The sequence below is a fragment of the Nocardia thraciensis genome (assembly GCF_054782435.1).
This window is the reverse complement of sequence record NZ_BAAGSM010000013.1, coordinates 96838-117646: the sequence shown is the minus strand read 5'-3', so window position 1 is coordinate 117646 and position 20809 is coordinate 96838. Positions and strand designations below refer to the sequence as shown.

13 protein-coding genes and 2 pseudogenes are annotated in these 20809 nt (G+C 68.8%); 12 read left to right on the top strand and 3 right to left on the bottom strand.

All coding sequences use genetic code 11. The features are described from left to right. Positions 1-16 precede the first annotated feature (16 nt). From ACYVLQ_RS07000 to ACYVLQ_RS06980, 5 genes and pseudogenes are all read left to right on the top strand, one after another. Positions 17-370, top strand: a complete 354-nt coding sequence (locus ACYVLQ_RS07000; RefSeq protein WP_460696562.1) for a helix-turn-helix domain-containing protein — start codon at positions 17-19, stop codon at positions 368-370. A 98-nt stretch (positions 371-468) separates the two neighbouring features. Continuing rightward, on the top strand, positions 469-1500 hold the full coding sequence (locus ACYVLQ_RS06995; protein WP_460696561.1) for a hypothetical protein: 1032 nt from the start codon (positions 469-471) through the stop codon (positions 1498-1500). Positions 1501-1661: 161 nt separating this feature from the next. Then, positions 1662-2294 (top strand): hypothetical protein, encoded by a 633-nt coding sequence (locus ACYVLQ_RS06990; RefSeq protein ID WP_460696560.1) that lies wholly within the window; start codon positions 1662-1664, stop codon positions 2292-2294. A 138-nt stretch (positions 2295-2432) separates the two neighbouring features. Then, the gene (locus tag ACYVLQ_RS06985; RefSeq protein ID WP_460696559.1) at positions 2433-7373 is read left to right on the top strand and encodes an NAD-glutamate dehydrogenase; all 4941 of its coding nucleotides are present in this window, start codon (positions 2433-2435) and stop codon (positions 7371-7373) included. 95 nt (positions 7374-7468) lie between these two features. Further along, positions 7469-7591: pseudogene (locus tag ACYVLQ_RS06980) on the top strand (GNAT family N-acetyltransferase); the annotation flags it as partial. On the opposite strand, the gene ACYVLQ_RS06975 reads toward ACYVLQ_RS06980, so the two are convergent. Next, positions 7569-8633 carry an SPFH domain-containing protein gene (locus tag ACYVLQ_RS06975; RefSeq protein WP_460696558.1) on the bottom strand — a complete coding sequence of 355 codons (1065 nt, stop codon included), beginning with the start codon at positions 8631-8633 and terminating at the stop codon, positions 7569-7571. The pseudogene ACYVLQ_RS06980 and the gene ACYVLQ_RS06975 sit on opposite strands and share 23 nt — an antisense overlap. A 239-nt stretch (positions 8634-8872) precedes the next feature. On the opposite strand from ACYVLQ_RS06975, the gene ACYVLQ_RS06970 reads away from it, so the two are divergent. After that, on the top strand, positions 8873-11329 hold the full coding sequence (locus ACYVLQ_RS06970) for a serine/threonine-protein kinase (protein WP_460696557.1): 2457 nt from the start codon (positions 8873-8875) through the stop codon (positions 11327-11329). Here ACYVLQ_RS06970 and ACYVLQ_RS06965 read toward each other — a convergent pair whose 3' ends face one another. Continuing rightward, complete coding sequence (locus ACYVLQ_RS06965) at positions 11330-11686, bottom strand: DUF1707 SHOCT-like domain-containing protein (RefSeq protein ID WP_460696556.1); 357 nt, start codon at positions 11684-11686, stop codon at positions 11330-11332. A gap of 131 nt (positions 11687-11817) precedes the next feature. On the opposite strand from ACYVLQ_RS06965, the gene ACYVLQ_RS06960 reads away from it, so the two are divergent. From ACYVLQ_RS06960 to ACYVLQ_RS06935, 6 genes and pseudogenes are all read left to right on the top strand, one after another. Further along, positions 11818-12552, top strand: coding sequence for a MerR family transcriptional regulator (locus ACYVLQ_RS06960; RefSeq protein ID WP_460696555.1), 735 nt, complete (start codon positions 11818-11820; stop codon positions 12550-12552). Positions 12553-12741: 189 nt separating this feature from the next. Further along, on the top strand, positions 12742-13290 hold the full coding sequence (locus ACYVLQ_RS06955) for a hypothetical protein (RefSeq protein WP_460696554.1): 549 nt from the start codon (positions 12742-12744) through the stop codon (positions 13288-13290). Positions 13291-13434: 144 nt separating this feature from the next. Then, positions 13435-14001: a dihydrofolate reductase family protein gene (locus ACYVLQ_RS06950; RefSeq protein ID WP_460696553.1), complete on the top strand. Its 567-nt coding sequence runs from the start codon at positions 13435-13437 to the stop codon at positions 13999-14001. Positions 14002-14122: 121 nt separating this feature from the next. Continuing rightward, positions 14123-16630, top strand: a complete 2508-nt coding sequence (locus tag ACYVLQ_RS06945; protein ID WP_460696552.1) for an ATP-binding protein — start codon at positions 14123-14125, stop codon at positions 16628-16630. 12 nt (positions 16631-16642) lie between these two features. Beyond that, a complete protein-coding gene (locus ACYVLQ_RS06940) occupies positions 16643-19159 on the top strand; it encodes an NB-ARC domain-containing protein (RefSeq protein WP_460696551.1) in 2517 nt (838 codons plus the stop codon). 386 nt (positions 19160-19545) lie between these two features. Continuing rightward, positions 19546-19821 (top strand): annotated as a pseudogene (locus ACYVLQ_RS06935) (WhiB family transcriptional regulator); the annotation flags it as partial. 252 nt (positions 19822-20073) lie between these two features. Here ACYVLQ_RS06935 and ACYVLQ_RS06930 read toward each other — a convergent pair. After that, positions 20074-20772, bottom strand: coding sequence for a hypothetical protein (locus ACYVLQ_RS06930; RefSeq protein ID WP_460696550.1), 699 nt, complete (start codon positions 20770-20772; stop codon positions 20074-20076). Positions 20773-20809: the final 37 nt, after the last annotated feature.

The following is a 20809-nucleotide window of genomic DNA, read 5'->3' as shown; positions in this document are numbered from 1 at the left end:
GAGATTCGAGACGGTAATGTTGGTCAACGTGGTAGCGGATTCCCAGTCGGAGGGCGGCGACTTCCAGCATCAGGGCGGTGAGGACGCACAGACTCCCCGGCAAGCCGCGGCGGCGATCTTCTCGAGCCGACTATCCGGTTTGATCGCCGAGTCGGTGGTGTCCACCGAGGACGGCTCCACGCGGGGTCTGACGCTGTATTCGCTTGCGCAGCACCTGGAACTGGCCTACCCGGACGTCCCGGTCTCGCAGTCGGGCCTCTACCGGCTCATTCACGGCGAGGCCATTCCCCGGCTGGACCTGATCATCGCTCTGGCCCGGGTCTTCGACGTCCCGCCCGAGTACTTCGTCACCGCCGAGAGCAGGCGCTGACCGCCTCCGCGTGTGGATCGTCCTGTGCCGGTTAGGCTTTCTCAGCAGCGGGAATAGCGTCGTGACGGTGCCCGGACCTGGACGGATACCATCCGACCATGCCGGACGAGGACGTGTTTCTCCGCCACCGGGGCGCTGTCCTGGACGCCCTGCTGTCCGACCCCTCGTTCGGTCAGTCCGCCCCGACGGCGGCCGAGCCGGATCCCGAAGTCGCCTCGACCCGTGTGGAGCTGAGCGAGCCGGTAACCGGCGGCCCGGTTTCCGAGCCGGTGTCGGTCCCGCGCCGTCCCAGCGGCGGCCCGAAGGCCAGCGACCGGATCATGGCGCTGCTGAACGGGCAGTCGCCCGACAGTCGGTCCGGGGGCATCGAATTCACCTCGGACTTCGCCGAGACGGCCGGTAATCGGCTGTCCACGCCGCCCAAGGCGGAGCAGTCGGAGCCGGAACCGGAGCGGGCGAAACCGGCGCAGGAGCAGCGACCGGCCGGGGCGGCCGGTGTCGCCAACGATGTCCTGATCCAGTTACGCAAGCCGAAGGTGGCGCTGGCCGCCGCCGGAGTGCTGGCGGTGCTGCTGGTGCTGGTGCTGGTCACCACTGGCGGCAAGGAGAAGGGGTCCGACCAGCCGGTGGTCGTGACGCCGGTGGCCGCCGCGCCGCCCTCGCCGCAGCCGTCCAAGGCGGACGCGGCCGGGCAGGTGATCCAGGTGAAGTCCGCACGAGCGCACTGCCCGTCGGGCAGCACCGACCCGATGGACGCCTTCGCCGGGCAGGCGGGGAAGGCCTGGTCGTGTGTGCGGGCCTACAAGCTCGACGGCCAGGTGCTGACCATCGATCTCGGCAAGAACTACAAGGTGGATTCGATCGGCATCGTGCCCGGCTGGGACGGCGTCGGTTCCGACGGCGCCGATCAGTGGGAGAAGTACCGCACGGTCAGCAGGGTCTCCTACCAGTTCAACGATTCCAATTCGAGCACCTACACCCAGCAGACCCTGGATCAGCGCAGCCTGGTGGTCACCGATCTTTCACCGGCGGTGAGCGCCTCCAAGATCACGCTGACCATCCTCGAGTCGAAGGGCGATCCGTCCGTCAACACCACCGCCATCTCCTCGATTGTGATCACCGGACAGTGACGCCGCTGATCTGCCAGTACTGTTCGCACCGCAACGGCGGCGCGGAGTCGCAGTGCGCACACTGCGGCGCACCGCTCCCGGCGGCGAGTCCGGCTCCGGTCGCGAGCTCGTCTCCGACGAGTCCCCACCCGGAGCATCCCGCCCACACCGCGCTCTCGGCGATGGAGAAGTCCGCGGAGCGGACCGCGAAGCGGGCGCTCACCGGTGCCGAGCACGTCGCGGAGGATGCGGGCCGGGTCGCGAAGCGAGCGGAGCGCACGGCCCTCGGCGCGGAACACCTCGCTGAGCGCCTCGACTCGATGTCGTGGAAGACGGCGTCGATCATCCTGGGCGTCCTGCTGGTGCTGGCGATCTTCATATTCCGCTCGTGCGATTTCGCCCCGCCGTCCTTCAACGGGCTGCCCGATCCCGGGACCGGCATCTCCGGTGGGAATCCGAAGTCGTTGCCGGAATCGCTGCGGAATGCCTCGACCTGCCGTTCCGGCGGCGCCGCGGGCGCCGAAAGCTGTGTCGTCGAGGCGAATTCGCCGCTGCTGGCGGGCGGCATCACCGACGGTCGCGCCCTGACCCTGACGGTGCAGGTCGAGTCCGCGCTGCAGGCGGCGGACACCATCGCGCGGTGGCGGTCCGGGGGCGCCACCTCGCTGGCCGATACGCCGGTGTTCGTCGGGGTCGGACCGGCGGCGACGCTGTTGTACGCCGACCGCCGCAGCGGGCTGCGGATCGAGTCCGGGGGCTTCAGCGACCGCGCGGGCGTACGCACCTTCGCCCAGCGCGCGGGGCTGGTCCACTAACCGGCGATCCCCCAGTGTTGGGGAGAGTGGGCTTTACCACGCGAATTACCATCAGAACGTACCGCTGAACAACGGCACGGTAATCAGGTCTCTCCGGGTCGGGCGGCAGGCAGTGCATGCAGGAGACACGGAGGAACGGTGGCGGGAACCCAGCAGACGATTTCATGGAAGCGATTCCGTGACGATCCCACCGATCTGGAAGCGATCTACTTCCGTTGGATTCAGCCGGGCGCCGCCGCTCCCGCGATCACCGGCCGCGCCGAGCTGATCTACCGGCAGCATCTCGAGCTGGCCGCGGTCCGGCGGCCGGGTAAGGCGCTGACGCGTGTCTACCGGGCCGGTGACGGCTTCGGCCCGGCGATTCAGATCGTCAACGACGATATGCCCCTGCTGGTCGATTCGGTGACTGCCGCACTGCGCCGCCTGGGCGCCGTCGTCACCGAGGTGGTGCATCCGGTCTTCGACGTGCTGCGCGACAATCACGGCCGGTTGCGCGCCATAGCGCCCGCCGAGGGCGACGGCCGACCTGGCGCGAAACCCAGGCCCGGCGCGGGCACCGCGGTCCGGGAGTCCTGGATGCACGTGCAGCTGGGCCCCGATGTCGGCGACGAACTGATCGAGAACATCGAGCGGTCCCTGCGCCCGGTGCTCGGGGTGATCCGGCAGGTCGCCGACGACACCACGCCCATGACCCGGGCGATCCGCGCGCTGGCGAACCGGCTCGACCACACCGCGGAGTGGGTGCGCGACGCCGAGGTGCCCGAATGCGCGCGGCTGCTGCGCTGGCTCGCCGACGGCCACTTCACGCTGCTGGGCTACGGATATTACGACAGCCCGAATCTCGGTACGGCAGAACATGGTCCGGCCGCGCCGATCCCGGTGTCCGGCACCGGCCTGGGCGTGCTGCGCGGCGAATCGGGCAGCGAGATCGCGGTCCCGGCGTTCGACGGCGAGGACTCCGTGCTGCGGATGGCCAACGGGTCGGCCGACGCCATGATGCCGGGCTCACCGGATATCTACTTCATCAGCGTGGCCGACTACGGCGACGCCGATCCCAAGCAGTTCCTGCCCGCCGGGGGGCCGATTACGCCGCGCGGCGTGCACGTCTTCGTCGGCATGTTCACCGTCGCGGGCGCGCACGAGAACATTCTCGATATCCCGGTGATCTCGCGGCGGGTGCTGCAGGTGATCGAATGGGCGGGTTTCGCGCTGAACTCGTTCTCCGGCCAGGCCCTGCTCGAGATGCTGCAGACCTTCCCGCGGGTGGAGCTGTTCTCCACCGATGCCCGCCGGTTGTTCGAAACTGTCTCGGCCGTCATGAATCTGGGTCTGCGGCGACAGGTGCGGCTGTTCATCCGCCGCGACGCGGGCAGCGGCGCCGTCTACTGCCTGGTCTACATTCCGCGCGACCGCTACTCGACCGAGGTGCGGCTGCGGATGCAGGATGTGCTGCAGACGGAATTCGACGGCGAGCAGGTCGCGTACTCGGCCCGTGCCACCGAATCCGAATTGGCCGTCGTCTACTTCACGGTGCACCGCAAGTCCGACGCACCCATGGCCGATATCACCGAGTCCAATCGCGAACGCATCCAGGAGCTGCTGTTCGCCACCACCCGGACCTGGTCGGACCGGCTGCTGGCCGAGGCCGGGGGAAGCCCCGAACTGTCCACCGCGGCACAGGATTACGCCGCCGCCTTCCCGGCCGGATACCAGGAGGAGTATTCGCCGGCGCAGGCACTGGAGGATGTGGGCCGGCTGCGGCGGCTGTCCGACGGCGCGATCGAGACGAACCTGTACCGCAGCGCCGAATCCGCCTCGGGGGAGTGGCGATTCACGCTGTACGTGGCCGGTGCCGAGGTCTCGTTGAGCCGGGTGCTGCCGGTCCTGCACAGCTTCGGCGTCGAGGTGGTCTACGAGCGGCCCTACCGGCTGGACCTGGCCGACGGTTCGCGGCAGTGGATCTACGACTTCGGCCTGCGCGTGCCCGCCGCGTTGCTACGCGGCACGACCGATCCCGACATCGAGGCGGACTTGGCCCGCTCCGTGGCCCCGGAGTCGTTGCCCGAGACCAGCATTCGGCGCCGCCTGCCGGAAGCCGTCGCCGCCATGTGGCACGGACGCACCGAGGTCGACGGGATGAACGAACTCGTGCTGCGCACCGGGCTGCACTGGCGCCAGGTCGCTATGCTGCGGGCCTACGCGAAGTACCTGCAGCAGGCCGGGTTCGCCTACACCTTCGGCAATATCACCCGCGCGCTCGTCACCCACCCGACCACGGCGCGCGCGTTCGCCGAATTGTTCGACGCCTACTTCGATCCCGACGGCGTCGGTTCGGTCGCCTCGGTGCGCGCCGCCGCCATCGCGGAGCGGCTGCAGGCGGAGATCGAGGCGGTCGTCAGTCTGGACACCGACCGCATCCTGCGGGCCATGCTGGGCCTGATCACGGCGACCTTGCGTACCAACTACTTTCGGCGCGACGCCGACGGGCAGCCCACGGAGTACCTGTCTTTCAAGTTCGATCCCCACTCGATCAACGAATTGCCCCGGCCGCGGCCGCAATTCGAGATCTTCGTGTATTCGCCTCGGGTGGAGGGTGTGCATCTGCGGTTTGGTCCGGTGGCGCGCGGTGGGTTGCGGTGGTCGGATCGGCTGGAGGATTTCCGTACCGAGATCCTGGGCCTGGTGAAGGCGCAGGCGGTGAAGAATGCGGTGATCGTGCCCGTGGGGGCCAAGGGCGGATTCGTGGTCAAGCGGCCACCGGAGAGCACCGACGACCCTGCCGCCGATCGTCAGGCGTTGCAGGCGGAGGGTGTGGCGTGCTATCGCACGTTCATCTCGGGCCTGCTGGATGTGACCGACAATGTGGATCATGCGACGGGTCAGGTCGTTCCGCCCGCACGAGTGGTGCGTCGTGATGGTGATGACACCTATCTCGTGGTTGCTGCCGACAAGGGGACCGCGACGTTCTCCGATATCGCCAATGAGGTGGCGAGGTCGTATGGGTTCTGGCTCGGTGATGCGTTCGCGTCGGGTGGTTCGGTGGGTTATGACCACAAGGCGATGGGGATTACGGCCAAGGGTGCTTGGGAGTCGGTGAAGCGGCATTTCGCTGAGATGGATGTCGATACGCAGTCGCAGGAGTTCACTGTGGTGGGTGTCGGTGATATGTCGGGTGATGTGTTCGGTAACGGGATGTTGTTGTCGGAGCACATTCGGTTGGTTGCTGCGTTCGACCACAGGCATATCTTCCTGGATCCGAATCCGGATGCGGCGCAGTCGTTTGCGGAGCGCACGCGCATGTTCGCGCTGCCGCGCTCCTCGTGGCGGGACTACGACACCGCACTGATCAGCGCGGGCGGCGGCGTCTACGACCGCACAGCCAAAGCCATCCCGATCACCCCGCAGGTCCGGGAGGCGCTCGACTTGGACCCGAGCGTGATCACACTGTCCCCGCCCGAACTGATCCGGGCCATCCTGCTCGCTCCGGTCGACCTGCTGTGGAACGGTGGCATCGGCACCTACGTCAAGGCGTCGTCGGAGACCCACCCCGAGGTGGGCGACAAGTCCAACGACGCGGTGCGGGTCGATGCGAACAGCCTGCGGGTCAAGGTGATCGGGGAGGGCGGCAACCTCGGCCTCACCGCGCTGGGCCGTATCGAATTCTGCCGCAACGGCGGTCGGATGAACACCGACGCCCTGGACAACTCGGCGGGTGTCGACTGCTCCGACCACGAGGTCAACATCAAGGTGCTGCTGGACGGCGTGGTCTCCGGCGGCGACCTCGTCGTCGACGAACGCAACGCGCTGCTCGCCGCGATGACCGACGAGGTGTCCGAACTCGTACTGCGCGACAACATCTCCCAGAACGTCCAGATGGGGTTGTCGCGCGCGGAGGCCGCGTCGCTGGCGGTGGTTCACCGCCGCCTGATCTCCGAACTGGAGAACCGGCGCGGGCTCAGCCGACGGCTGGAGGCGCTGCCGTCGGACGCCGAACTGGAGCGGCGCATCGCAGACGGCCGGGGGCTCACCTCGCCGGAGCTGGCGAACCTGCTTGCCCACGTGAAGCTTTCGCTGAAGGCCGACCTGCTGGCCGGGGACCTGCTGGACAGCTCCGCCTTCGAAGCCGTGCTGCCCACCTACTTCCCGTCGCCGCTGCGCGAACGGTTCGGCGCCGCCATCGGCCGCCACCCGCTGCGCCGCGAGATCCTGGCCACCATGGTGGTCAACGATGTCGTCGACTACGGCGGCATCACCTATGCCTTCCGCCTGAGCGAGGAGACCGGCGCCACGGCCGAGGACGCCGTGCGGGCCTTCACCGCCGCGGTGGAGATCTTCGACCTGCGCGACCTGTGGCAGCGCATCCGGACCACGCCGATGCCGACCGCGGTGCGCAACGAACTGGAGCTGGAGACCAAGCGCACCCTCGACCGCGCCTCCCGGTGGCTGCTGGCCAACCGCCCGCAGCCGCTGGCGATCGGCGCCGGAATAACCCGGTACCGCAAGGGAGTTCAGGAGCTGGCCGACAAGGTGCCGTCCTGGCGTCCGGGCCCGCTCGCGGATGACGTGCTGCAGCGGTCCGGCGGTCCGATCGAGCGCGGCGCGCCGCGGGAACTGGCGGAGGAGGTGGCGCTGCTCGTGCACCGTTTCCCACTGCTGGACGTGCTCGACATCGCCGATATCTGCGAACGCGACGCCGCCGAGGTGGCCGCGCTCTACTACGCGCTGGACCTGCATTTCGAGATCCAGCGCCTGCTCACCGCCGTCGCCGGTCTCGACCGCGGCGACCGCTGGCGCACCCTGGCCCGCCTCGCCGTCCGCGACGACCTGTACGACTCGCTGCGCTCGCTGACGGTGGACGTGCTCGCCGCGACCGATCCGGCCGAGAGCCCCGACGAGAAGATCGCCTACTGGGAATCCACCAACCGCTCCCGCCTGACCCGCGCCCGGGCCGCGCTCGGCGAGATCTACGCGGTCGGCTCCTACGACCTGGCCACCCTCTCGGTCGCCGCCCGCCAGGTTCGCAGCATGGTCTCCAGTGGCGAGACGACCGCCACGGTAGCCACCGGCGCGGTCGGGTAACGCCACGTCCAGGGCGGTGGAGCGAACCATCGACGCCCGGCACACTCTGACCGACAGGTCGCCGATCGGGCCGTAGCGCGCGGTGCCAAGGTGGCCTGACGATGGCCTACGTAGGCACCCGCGCGCTGGTCGAGGCCGCCGGATTCACCCTTGCCGGACGCACCGACGCGGTCTGGGGCGGCTTCCCGCGCGTCATCATGCGCCGCCCGCCGTCGTGACCGGAGTGCCGCAGGAGTTGCAGAACTTGGCGCCCGGGGCCAGTTCGGCGCCGCATTCGGTGCAGTGCGCAGGAGACGAGTTCACCAGTCGCGTACCGCAGTTCATGCAGAACTTCGCGCCCGGCGGGTTGGTGGTGCCGCAGCCGGTGCAGGACGGCCCACCGGCGGGGAGGGCGGGCTGCTGGGGTGGGGGAGGGCTCCCGACGTGCTGCTGGATCGCGTTGACTCCCAGCGCCGCACCCAGAAATCCGCCTTCGACCCGCCCGCCGCCCTCGGCGAGTCCCTGGCCCGCGCCGAGCGCCATCTCGCCCGCGGCATAGCGCTGGAAGTCACCGGCCAGCCGAATGTAGGTGACGTCCTTGGCAAGTCGCTTGAGCCGCTGCGCATCCTCGGGCGCCAGCGTGATGTCGAAATTGCCCAGGCGCGGGATGCGCAGGCCGTACTCGTAGAGCGCGAGATTGGTCTGACGCAGCACCGCGGCCTCGACCGGCTGCAGCTGGGCGGACAACCCCAGCACCGGCCACTCCCCGGCCGAGATCCCCTGGGCGACTGTCACCTTCATCGATTTCAGCAGCAGGTCGGCACACCAGCTCGGGACGGCGCCCGGATCGGCCGGATCGACGGTGCCCGCCAGCGAGGTTATCAGATCGGACGGATCCCGCACCGATAGCGAGAATTCCCCGAACACTCGCAGCGTCACCACCTGCTCGGTGGCCGGATCGACGATATCGGTCAGTCGCCCGCCGAACTTGAGCCCGGAGAACTCCCGGGTGGAGACGAAGTACAGCTCGGCGCGATAGAAGTTGCCGCCGCTGAGGGTATCGACGAGGGCGCCGAGCACGGGTAGCTCATCCGCGTCGACCCGATGCCGCCCGGGCCCCATCGCGCCGACCACCTTGCCGGACTTCACGAACAGGGCGATCTCGTCGGCATTGACCAGGGCGCGGGTGTAGCGCCGGATGTTGAGATCCGGCCACTTGTAGAGCAGCTGGTTCTTGCGTTCCTCGGGGACCGCGATGAATTCCCGTTCCAGCCAGGCCATATGTGCTCCCTCATCCGCGCTCGTACCGGTGGCAGAGGTTGCCGCCGCCCCGACATCAGACGAACCGCTATTGAATGCGCCGTTAAACAACGGTACATTGTGTAGATGTTCCTCCATTTCATTCTGTGGCCGGTGGGGGCGGGGAAGTATTCCCATGCCGGGGAAGCGGGCAAAAGCACCGCGACGATCGGCGAACCACAATGAGAGCCCGATTCATCCGCGGGCTCGAGAGGTTTCTCATGGCGGAGCCATCCGGCGCATCCGAACAGCCGCTGCCGCACCCCTGGGCGAATCGGCGGATGCGCGGAACCGAGGTGCCGAGCCGGGCGCCGCGTCCCTGGGCCACCCGGCGCGCCGCCAAATCGGAACTCTCGCAGCGGTTCCGGCACCCGTGGTCGCATCCGGGCGCACCGGAAGACGAACCCGCGCAGTCGTTCTCCTCGGATCCGGGCTCCTCCGGGAGTGAATCCGAGGTATCGGACCACACCCGCCGGGCGGAACCCGAGCTGTCGGAGGCCTCCGAGCTGGAGATGCTGGGCCTGTCCGAATCCGATGCCGGATCGGGCCGCAGCGCCAGAACGCGTCCCAGCCCGCGTCGGCTGGGCGGCGGCCTGGTGGAGATGCCGCAGGTCGCCCCCGTGGACCCGCGCGCGGCGATGCTCGCCAATCCCGAAGTGGCCGAACACAAACGGTTCTGCTGGCAGTGCAACGCCCCGGTCGGCCGCGCCACCGATACCGAGCCCGCCGCGGTGAGCGGCACCTGCTCGAAATGCGACTCGCCCTTCAATTTTCGCCCCGCCCTGCAACCCGGCGAGCTGGTGGCCGAGCAGTACGAGGTGCAGGGCTGCCTGGCGCACGGCGGGCTGGGCTGGATCTATCTGGCCGTGGACCGCAATGTCAGCGACCGCTGGGTGGTACTGAAAGGACTGCAGAATCCGCAGGACTTCGAGGCGCATGTGGTCGCCCTGGCCGAACGACAATTCTTGTCAGAAGTTGCGCACCCGGGAATTGTCAAGATTTACAACTTCGTCAAGCACCGGTCGGCGCGCGACATACCCGACGGCTATATCGTCATGGAATATGTCGGTGGCCGGTCGTTGAAGAAAGTCCTCGATCAGCGGGCGCCGAAACGCATTCCGGTCGCGGAAACCATTGCCTACATGATGGAAATCCTGCCGTCGCTGGACTATCTGCATTCGTTCGGCCTGTGCTACAACGATCTCAAACCGGACAACATCATGGTGAGCGAGGACGAGGTCAAGCTCATCGACCTGGGGGCGGTCGCCGCCATGGAATCCTACGGCAGCATTTACGGCACCCCCGGTTACCAGGCTCCCGAAATCACCGAGACCGGGCCCACGGTGATGTCGGACATCTATACCGTGGGCCGGACGCTGGCCGCGCTGGCACTCGACATGCCCTGTGACGAAGCCGGTCACTATCTGCACGGAATTCCGTCACCCGAACAGCAGCCACTGCTGCGGCGCTACCCGGCCCTGCACCGCCTGCTGTGCCGCGCCACGGACCGGGATCCGCAGCGCCGCTTCCCGTCCACCTACGCTATGTACCTGCAGCTCGCCGGGGTGCTGCGGACGGTGCTCGCGACCGATACCGGACGCGAATATCCCCAGGCATCGGTCGAATTCAGTTCGATGCGGGGCGATTTCGGCATCGAAACGCTGATCGGTCAGACCGATGGAATCGTGGACGGCCGTACTCGCATGCCCATCCTCGACGCGCGTAGCGTGGCCTCGGCGCTGCCGGTTCCCCTGATCGACAGCGAGGATCCCAGCGCGGAACTGCTGTCGACGATGTTGCACGCCGATCCGCGGCACGCCCTGGACGCGTTGCGCCGCACCAGCGACCGCATCGCCGCGGGGACCATCGCCGAACCCGAGTCGTTCGAACTCGAGGGCGCGCTCACCGCGATACGGGCCCATCTCGATCTGGGGGAGATCGAGATGGCCACGCGATTGCTGGCCGAGCTGCAGCCGCGCTACGGCGCGGACTGGCGGCTGGAGTGGTACCACGGCATCGCGGCGCTGCTCGGCGGTCGGCACGAAAGCGCCTACCGGCATTTCGATCTGGTGCACTCGATGGTGCCCGGCGAGATCGCGCCGATGACAGCGCTGGCGGCGACGGCGGAGTTGGTGCTGCAGTCGCTGGACGAGCCCGCCGATCCCGAATACTGGCACCGCGCCGCCGTGGACTTCTACGGGGCGGTGTGGCGCACCAACCACGGCGTGGTGAGCGCGGCCTTCGGCCTGGCGCGCCGGCTGGCCGCCGACGGCGAGCTGCTCGACGCGGTCGCCGTTCTCGATCAGGTGCCGTCCGCGTCCCGGCACTACGCGGTGGCGCATATGACCGGATGCCTGCTGCTGGTGTCGCGGCCGGTCTCCGAGGTCACCGATGGCGATATCGTGGCGGCGGCGACGCGGTTGCAGACGCTGCCCGACGAGCCCCGGGCGCTGCAATTGCGGGTCGTGGTCGTCGGCGCGGCGCTGGAATGGTTGCGGGCAGGTGGCTGGGCCCGGGATCCGGGCGCGACCCTGCTGGATTTTCCGTTGGACGAGCCGGGTCTGTCGCGCGGCCTGGAATCATGCCTGCGCGACCTGGCGCGGGCCGCACCCGACCGGCTGCACCGCTACCGGCTGGTCGATCTGGCCAACCAGGTGCGCCCGCGCACCCGGTGGTGATCAGCGCAGATACTTGCGGGCGACGACCACCGCCGGCGCGGCCGCGAGCACCGACAGCCACAGCCAGTTGCCCGTGACCAGCACGGCCGCCACCGCGAAAACCACACTCGCCGCGGCGATCACGGCGAGCCGGAGGAGTGGGTTCGGGGCGATCGGGACGGGTTCGGGGGCCTCGGCGCCCGGCAGGTCGGTGAACAGCTCCGCCAGTTGCGCCTTGGTGGTGGCGGCGTGCGCTCGCGCGCTGCGTTCCTCGAAGTCGGTCAGTGTCAGCCGCCCGGCGGCCAGGTGCTGTGACAGATCCCGCAGTGCGCGTTCTCGCTCGTCCGTTCCCGTCCGAGCTCCCGGGATTTCGTTCATGTCGAGCAGAATATGGACAGCCGCGGCCAGCTGATTTCCACCGGCGGGAAGATGGTCGTCTGACCATGACGGGGCGCACATCACTGTGCCGCCCATCGTGCAAACTTGTTTCAGTGTGGTTTCCTTTATGTATGTCAGTCGGTACTGAGTACACGATCGATGAACTGGCCCGTGCGGCCGGTACGACCGTGCGTAGCTTGCGCGTTTACCACGAGCGGGGTGTACTTCCCCCGCCTCAGGTGAAGGGGAGGACGGGTTTCTACGGTGCGGATCATCTCAATCGGGTCCACACGATCAGTCGGCTGCTGGACCGGGGGATCAAACTCAACGGGATAAAAGAGCTGCTCGCGGCCTGGGACCGGGGCGACGATCTCGGCGTCATCCTCGGCGTCGGCGGGCCGGACGCGCCGACGCCGAGCGATGCGCCGTCGGGTGAGACGATCTCGGCGACCGAACTGGAACAGCGGTATCGCGGGGTACCGCAGGGGCTGGCCCGCGTCGTCACGCTCGGGCTGTACGAACCGGTCGACGCGACCACGTACCGCGTCGCCGATCCCCAGCTGGTCCGCACGGCCGAGCAATTGGCCGCGACGGGTGTCTCCGAGGACACGCTGCTGGCGGAGCTCGAGCGGCTGCACGGCGACTGTGACCGCATCGCCCGCCGGTTCGCCGACCTCTTCCAGCGGACCGCCTGGAGTGAATTCCAACAGTCCGAGCGGGGCCCGGAGGATCTGGGCAGGCTGTCCGAGCGGGCCGACGCGACCCGGACCGTGCCCGCGCGAATGACGGCGGAGCTGGTATCGCGGCTGGTCGCACGCTATCTCGAGCAGGATTCCGAGCTCACCGAGGTGCTCTCCGGTTCCTGACCGGACCACCCGATACCCGCGTCCCACTCCGTCTCGCACAGCTCCACCCGCTCTGGGTGATATCTCCGCGACTCGTTCCCAACCGTGGAAAGCCACGTCCTTAATACGCCGTTAGGTAACGGTACATTGATTTGTGAGTCGATCACTGTCGGGTCGCCATGCAAAGTTCGATAGGAAGCGGAGACGTCGATGATCACCACCAGCGGTGCGCGGAATCAGGGCTGTAGCGACGGCCGGGTATCAAGGGTGGGCAGGTACGCCGCGGCCGCGGTGGCCGCGGTGGCGGTCGGCGGCCTCGGCCTCGGGGCGGTGGCCGCACCGGCGTCGGCGGACCTGCCCGGGGCGCCCTGTCTCTGGGCGGGCAACCCCTATCCGGGCGGTGCGACCGTCTACGCGGGCGGCTGGGCCTTCACCTGCCATTCGGATTTCACGGCCGGTGCGCGCTGGCACCGCGACGGCGTGGCGAACCAGCGCTCCAACGTCCCCAACCCCGGCGCCGACGGCAATCCCGCGGGCCGGTTCAGTCCGGGTGCCCGCCAGCCGGGCACCGCCTACACCGACTATTGCGTCGGCGACCAGTTGATCGAGGGCGCCGAGGACATCTACGAGGCGTTCCCGGCCGGTGGCGGCCTGTATTGGCGCGCGGCGGGTCCGATCTCGAACTGGACCTTCGACGGAGCGCGTCCGGAGGCGACCTGGCGGACCTCGAGCTCGTGCCGGGAGGGCTCGCTGAGCTGACCGCTCCCGCTTCTCCCGTTCCACCGCCCGCCACCCATCGGCTACTTAAGTAGTTTCCCGTCGATCTACCGATTGCGCATCATTACAACTTCTGTCCAGAATCACAGTTACATCAGGGCGGCAGATGGGTATGTGATGGGACGTGTGACTCTGTGGATGCAGATGTCGCTGGACGGCTTCGCGGAGGGACCCGACCAGGAGGTGCACTGGCCGGTGGTGGACGAGGAGCTGTGCGCGTCGTTTCTCGACGAGCTACGGGGCGCCAGCTACTTCATATACGGGCGCAAGACATTCGAGATCATGGCGTCGTTCTGGCCGACGGCGGACGCGGATCCGGCGATCTCCCCGTTCTATGTGGATTTCGCGCGGTGCTGGAAGTCGACGCCGAAGCTCGTGTTGTCCCGCACGCTGGGCAGCGCCGACTGGAACACCAAGGTGATGGGCGACTCGGTCGTCGACCAGATCTCGACCCTGCGCGCGCAACCCGACTGCGACATGGTGCTGTTCGGCGGCACGCAGACGGCGTCGTTCTTCATGGAGCACGAGCTGATCGACGAATACAGAGTGTTCGTCCACCCGCTGCTGCTGGGCGGCGGGATTCCGCTGTTCCCGACCACGGTGGAGCAGGCCGGATTACAGCTGGTCGACGTGATGACCTTCGACAGCGCCGTGGTGCAGATGCACTACCAGCAACCCGCCGCGGCAGCGTAGAACCGGCCTTCACATAGCGCCCGGGAGCCCGGCTCCGCGATGCCCGTGCGAGCTGTGACCTGCAGCTCTCATGGCGAAACATGCAGCGAGCCAATGCCGTTTAGGCTAGGTTTCTCTGATTATGTCCGTTGTACCGACGCCCGGCGCGGTCCCCGCCGTAGCCACCAGTGAGTACATCGGTCGGCAAGCAGATGTGGAGAGCCTGGAGGCCCGGCTCTTCGGCGGTGCGCGGCTGATCACCCTCGTCGGGCCCGGTGGTATCGGCAAGACCAGGCTCGCCGCCGAGGCGCTGCGCCGGGCGCACCGCAGCCGCCACCTGGGCGTCTACTGGGTCGGTCTGGCCGAGATCGGACCGGAGTCGGTGACCGAGGACATGGTGCGCTCGGCGATGCGGGTCGACGCCGGTACCCGGCCGTCGCCCGACGGCCCGCCGCGGCGGAAGGTGCTGGTGCTGGACAACTGTGAGCACGTGCTCGCGGAGGTCGGCGGCATCATCGAAGGCCTGCTGGCCGATCCCGAACTGACGATCCTGGCCACCAGCCGCGAGCCGATCAGGTGGGTGGACGAGCACATCGTGCTGGTGCCGCCGCTGTCGGCGCGGCATTCGCTCGCCCTGCTGCGCCGCCGCGCCGAACTCACCGGGCGGCCGATCCAGGCGGACCCCGCGCAGCTGCGCATCGCCGAATTGATCTGCAGGCACGTGGATTACAATCCGCTGTTCATCCGGCTGGCTGCGGCGCGGCTGCGCTATCAGCCGCCCGCGGTGGTGCTGCGCGAGCTCACCGGCGACACCGACGACAAGCGGCTGCAGTGGTCGCACGGCGCCCGCGCCGGTGCCGATGCGCGCCACCGCGGCGTCTACGACGTCATCGCCTGGTCGTTCGCGCTGTGCGGCGCCGAGGAACAGCTGCTGCTCGAGCGGCTGTCGGTATTCGCCGCGGGCTGTGAGACAGACGACGAGCACGAGTTGCGCAACGAGATCGACCTCGAGACGGTGGTGGCCGTCTGCGCCGACGACGACCTGCCCCCGGAGCGGATCGAGCCGCTGCTGGAACGGCTGGCCGAGCGGTCGCTGGTGTCGGAACACCTGACCGCGACGGCGGTGCGCTGGTATGTCGTCGAGAGTGTCCGGGTGTTCGCGCGCGCCCGGCTGCGGCGCCGCGGGCACGACGCGGCCCGCACCGCGGCGCGGCACCGCCGCTACTTCCGCGACGAAGTCGCTGCGGGACAGTCGATCTGGCACGGCGAGCAGGCGCAGGACTGGCACGATCGGATGCGGGCCCGCTGGGACAACATCCTGCTCGCGGTCGAGACCGGACTGGCCGACCCCGCCGAGGCGGTCGTCGCGCTGGAGACGGCGACCGGACTGCTGTCGATGTGGATCCCCTACGCCACCCGCGGCGGGCCCGCCCTCACCCGGCTCACCGAGAGCGCCGTCCGCGCCACCCGCGAGGCCGATCCGGTGCCGACAGAGCTGCAGGTGCGGGCCATGGCCCTGCTGGCCTGGGTGGCCCTGTGGCAGGGCCGCAGCGCGGATGCGGCCCGGCTGCTCGACGCCTGCGCCACCGCCTGGCTGCCCGCGGACGAGGCCGCCCGATGGCGCGATTCCACCGAGGAGGATCTCGGCCTGCCCGCGGCCGTCGAATGGATCTGGGGGCTCGAACTGTTCCTGGTGCGGGGCGACTCCCGGGCGATCGGGGTGCTGGAACGGTCCTGGCGCAAGTCGGTGGCCGCGGGCGACGTGGCGGGGTCGGAACTCAGCAGCGTCTTCGTCGCCCTGGCCGCGGCATTCGTCGGTGACCGCCGTGCGGCGCTCGACGATACGGAGCGGATTCTCGCGCGCTCGACGGACTCCGGTTCGGTGCTCTCGCAGGGATGGGCCCGGCTGGCCCGCGCCGTCGCCCTGGTCAAGCACGGCGACGGCGAGGCGGCCGCGGCGCTGACGCACGGCGTGCTCGCGGATCATCTGATCGAGGGGGATATCTGGACGGTGAGCTGGGCGGTGGGCGCGCGGATCATGGTCGCCGGCCGAATCCTGCTGGAGGCGTCGGCAATCGGGGACGAGGCCACGCGCACCGCGGCGGCCACCGAGATCGCGCGCCTGGTGGAGGTCTTCCGCACCTGTCACCGTACGATGGGCACGGTGATCGATCGGGTCGCGCTGATGACCACACAGCTCCAGGGTGCCGCGGGCCTCGCCGCCACCGTCCTCGACGACCGGGCCTACGCGAGCGCGGCGGCCGAGGGCGCGCGGGTGCGGCCGGAGTTCGACGCGCTGCGGCGCTTCGTGATCGACGGCCAGACACCCGATCTGCCGACCGCGCCCGGTACTGAACGGAAACCGGAGGGGCCGCAGTCGGTTCCGTCGTCGGCGCGGTGGACTACGTTGTCGCGCGCGGAACGTGATGTCGCCGTGTTCGCGGCGGCGGGCTGGTCCAACCGGGCCATCGCCGACCACCGCCAGAGTTCGGTGCGGACCGTCGACGCCCAGGTCGCCACGATCCGGCAGAAGCTGATGACACCCACCCGAGCCGAGATAGCCCACCACATCCCCGAGGAATTGGCCGAGCGGGTGCGACGCGAATCCGAATGTCGACCGGCGCGCGCGACGCGGCGGCGACGGGTCTGATCACCGGTGACCATGTCCGAGCATCCTCGTCATGGCAGTGAGATCCCCGCCACGGCAAGCGGATTCATCGGCCGCCAGACCGAGCTGCGTCGTCTCGGCGCGCTCCTGGCCGGTGGCGACGCCCGGCTGATCACGCTAGTCGGCACGGGTGGCATCGGGAAGACGACGCTGGCCGCCGAGGGCCTGCGGCGTTACCGCGACCCGGAACACGATGCGGTGCACTGGATTCGGCTGGCCAGGCTGGCGCCGGGGACGGACTCCGACACCGTCGCCGAGGAGGTGGTGGGCACGGTGGTGCGGTCCGATATCGCGGGCCGCAGCGCGTGGGAGTGCCTGGTCGAGACGTTCACCGCGACGGACGCGTACCGGACGTTCCTGGTGCTCGACAACTGCGAGCACGTGCTGGACGGCGTACGCCTCCTGGTCACGGCCCTGCTGGCCACGGTGCCGGGGCTGGTGGTCGTCGCGACCAGCCGGGAACCGGTGGGGTGGGTCGATGAACAGGTCGTCGTCGTGCCCTCGCTCTCGGCCGCGCACGCGCTGGAGCTGTTCCGATATCGCGCCGAACTCACCGGCCGGGTGCTGCCGGAGGATCCCGAGACCCACCGGCTCGCCGCGCGCATCTGCCTGCACGCCGACCACAACCCGCTGTTCATCCGGCTGGCCGCGGCGCGGCTGCTGCACCGGCCGCTGTCGGTGGTGCTGCGCGAACTCACGGGCGATACCGACGACAAGCGGCTGGAATGGTCGCACGGGGCGCGCGCGGGCGCCGAGCAGCGTCATCACAGCGTGCACGACGTCATCGCCTGGTCCTACGGATTGTGTACGGGCAGTGAGCAATTGCTGCTCGAGCGGATGTCTATCTTCGCGGCCGGGTTCGACCCGGCCTGCGACCACAATCGCGGCTGCGGCGCCGAGACCGAGGCGATCGTGGCGGTGTGCGGTGACGATCCGCTGTCGCCGGAGCGGGTGGTCCATCTGCTGGAGCGGGTGGTGGAACGCTCGCTGGTGAGCACGCACATGACACCGACCTCGGTGTACTACTACCTGCAGGAGAGCGTGCGGGTCTTCGCCCGGGAGCGGTTGCGGCGGCGTGATCCCGAGGCCGCGGACCGGCTGCTGGCCCGGCATCGCCGGTACTACCGCGACCGCGTGCTCGCGGGCCATACCGCCTGGTACGGCCCGAACGAGGAGCAGTGGCTGGAGTGGGCGCGGTCGGCTTGGGACAACATCCTGCTCAGCATCGAGTCCAGTCTCACCGACCCGGCGGAGGCGGTGATCGGCCTGACCAGCGCCAGCACCCTGATGGCCCTGCGGGTTCCCTACGTAGCCGGCGCCAACCGCGCCGTCACCCATCTCACCGAGCAGGCGCTCGAGGTCACCCGCGGGACCGCGACGGTGCCCGCCGAACTCCGGGTCACCGCGGCGGCGCGAGTCGGCGTCGCCGCACTGTGGCAGGGGCGTAGCGCCTACACCGCGCAGTTGCTCGACGAGTGTGTCGCCGCCTACATGTCCGATCCGCGGCTGCGTGAAACCTGGCGTGCGGACCCGGGAGTCGATATCGGCCTGCCCGCGGCGGTCGAGTTCACCTGGGGCCAAGAACTGCTGCTGATGGACGAGGACCCGCGGGCGATAGACGTATTGTCGCGGGCCAGAACGAAATTCGCCGCCGACGGCGATCACGCCGGGGTGCGGCGCGCCGAACTCACCACCTCGCTGGCCCGAGCGTTTCTCGGCGGCGGCGGATCCGATCATCGGCAGCAGATGGACCGATCATTGGAAGCCGTTGCGGGATGGGTGATTTCGGAAGACGAGCTGAGCACCCTGATCGCCGACACCGCCGTAGACGGTAAGCGGGATTCCGTAGCCCTGGGACGTGCGATCCTGAAACATCATGTCGCCGCGGTTAATACGTGGACCTCCGGTTGGATCATCCACTGCTGCATAGGATCTCTGTCGCACGCGCTCGCCGAGCGGATCGCGACCGGTTTCGCGGACCCGGCGGAGCTCACCGCGGCCGCCACCGAAATCGCCGTCCTGCAGGGCGGCGTCGAGACGCTGCACCGGTCGATCGGCGTCGATCCCCACCGGGTGCCGCTGGTGGCGCGGGGGATCGTGCGGGCCGTCGAGGTCGCCACTTCGGTGCTGGGGCGGCCCGGGTACGCCGCGGCCGCCCGGCGCGGCGCGCGCCTGCGCCCCGAACTGGAGGAGTTGCAGCGATACTTCCTGGGCACGCTGACGCTCGAGGAGCCCGCCGAGCGGCCCGCCACACCCGCCGAATCGTCGCACTGGCACGACCTCTCCGCGGCGGAACAGGACGTCGCCGTGCTGGTGGCGGCCGGGTGGCCCAACAGCGCCATCGCCGCGCGCCGGGGCACCTCCGTGCGCACGGTCGATGCCCAGGTCGTGTCCATCCGCCGGAAGTTGTTCGCGCGCAACAGATCCGTGGTCGTCGAACACATCCCCGCCGAACTCGCCGAGCGCGTCCGCGCGGAATCCCTCCAGCGCCCCACCCGAACGCGCAATTAACCGCGGCATCAGCACCCGACCACGCCCCTCGCGGTCCTACTCCGCGTAGTCGCCCCAGCGCCTCCCGCCGTGGTCCTGACAGTGTCCCGTCGTGGTCCCGGGTGCGTGTCCCATCCTGACCTCGGCATGCGCTCCGCTGCGATCTCGGCAGGTGTCCGCTGCGATCTCGGCATACGTCCCGTTGTAATCTCGGCACACGCCTTCTTCGTTGCCCTGGCACGCCGATTCTGGCCTCGGCAGGCGCTTTCCTATGGTCCCGGCGCGGGCCCATTCTGGTCCTGGCGCGCGCCTTCCTTGTTGTCCCGGCACGCTTTTGGCCGGGATCGGTTCCCAGAAGTGGGGAGATCCTAAGCTGACTGCATGTTTGCGGCATCGAGGAGTTGCTGATGCCCGCGGTTGCTCGTCTTCGCAGTCTCGCCGCCGAATCCTGGGAATGGCAGCTGCAGGGATCGTGCCGTGGCGTGGATTCGGCGGTGTTCTTCCATCCGGACGGTGAGCGCGGTCGCGCGAGAGCGGATCGGGAGCGCAACGCGAAGCGGATCTGTCGCGACTGCCCGGTCCTGGCGGCCTGCCGCGACTACGCGCTGTCGGCGGCCGAGCCCTACGGGATCTGGGGCGGCATGTCGGAGGACGAGCGGCGTCGGCACGCCAGGACACGTCAGCTGCCGCCGGCGCCCTCGGCCGTCGGGCAGGAGCCTGTGGCGCACCGCGGCACGCAGGAGGCCGTCGTACATCGTGGTGTGCGCCGGGAACCGGCCCTCTCGCACGCGGGCCAAACTCCCCACCGCTGGGAATCAAACTCCTTGTGCGGTAGGTAATCTCGAACTTGCTCCCGGATCGCGGCCCTCATACCCTCACCGCGGTCCGGGAGCAATTCCGCGCGTCAGGCCCGCATCGCGATCTCGAGTGGCTCGCTACGACTCGTCGTCGCTCTGGATCACGAAATTGTAGGTGGAGTAGCGCGGGAAGTCCGTGCCCGCATCCTCCCAGCCGTAGTCCCGCCCCCCGATGTGATGGAGGCGAATGCTGGAGTCCGCCATGATTCGGAATCCGCTGCGGTGCGCGCGCTCACAGAACGCGTAGTCCTCGCCCAGGTACCAATGGTTCTCGCCGACCGGCTCGATCATCGGCAGGAAGTAGGGCACGGTGGGGCGGCCGAACTGCTTGTTGCAGACCGGCAGGTTCTCGTGCGCGTAGATCGCCTCGTACACCGATCGGTGTGTGAAAAGGAAACCCGCGGCGGCGTACTTGATTTCCAGCAGGCCGCCGCCTTCGCCGAACAGGACCTGCTTGGTGCCCGGCAGCAGGTGGCAGGCCAGTTGGCGCCTGCTCTTCTTCGGATAGATTCCGCTCACGATGGGCAGTCCGTGCTTGCGCAGCCGATCCACCGAATCCGCCTCGAAGCCGATATCCGCATCGATCCACATCAAGCCGTCGAAGCCGTCGTGCAGTGCGTCGGTAGCCATCTGGCTACGCCCTTGATCGATGGCCGAGTGGCCGGATACATAACGCACGGTGTAACCGCGCCTCTCGAGTTCGGCGAGCCCGCGGGCGCAGGCGAGTTCGATGTGTCCGCCGACCGGAACGAGGACGACGCAACGGGACGGGTCCATGGTGCGACCGTACGACCGGCGAGAGCAGCCCGTTTAC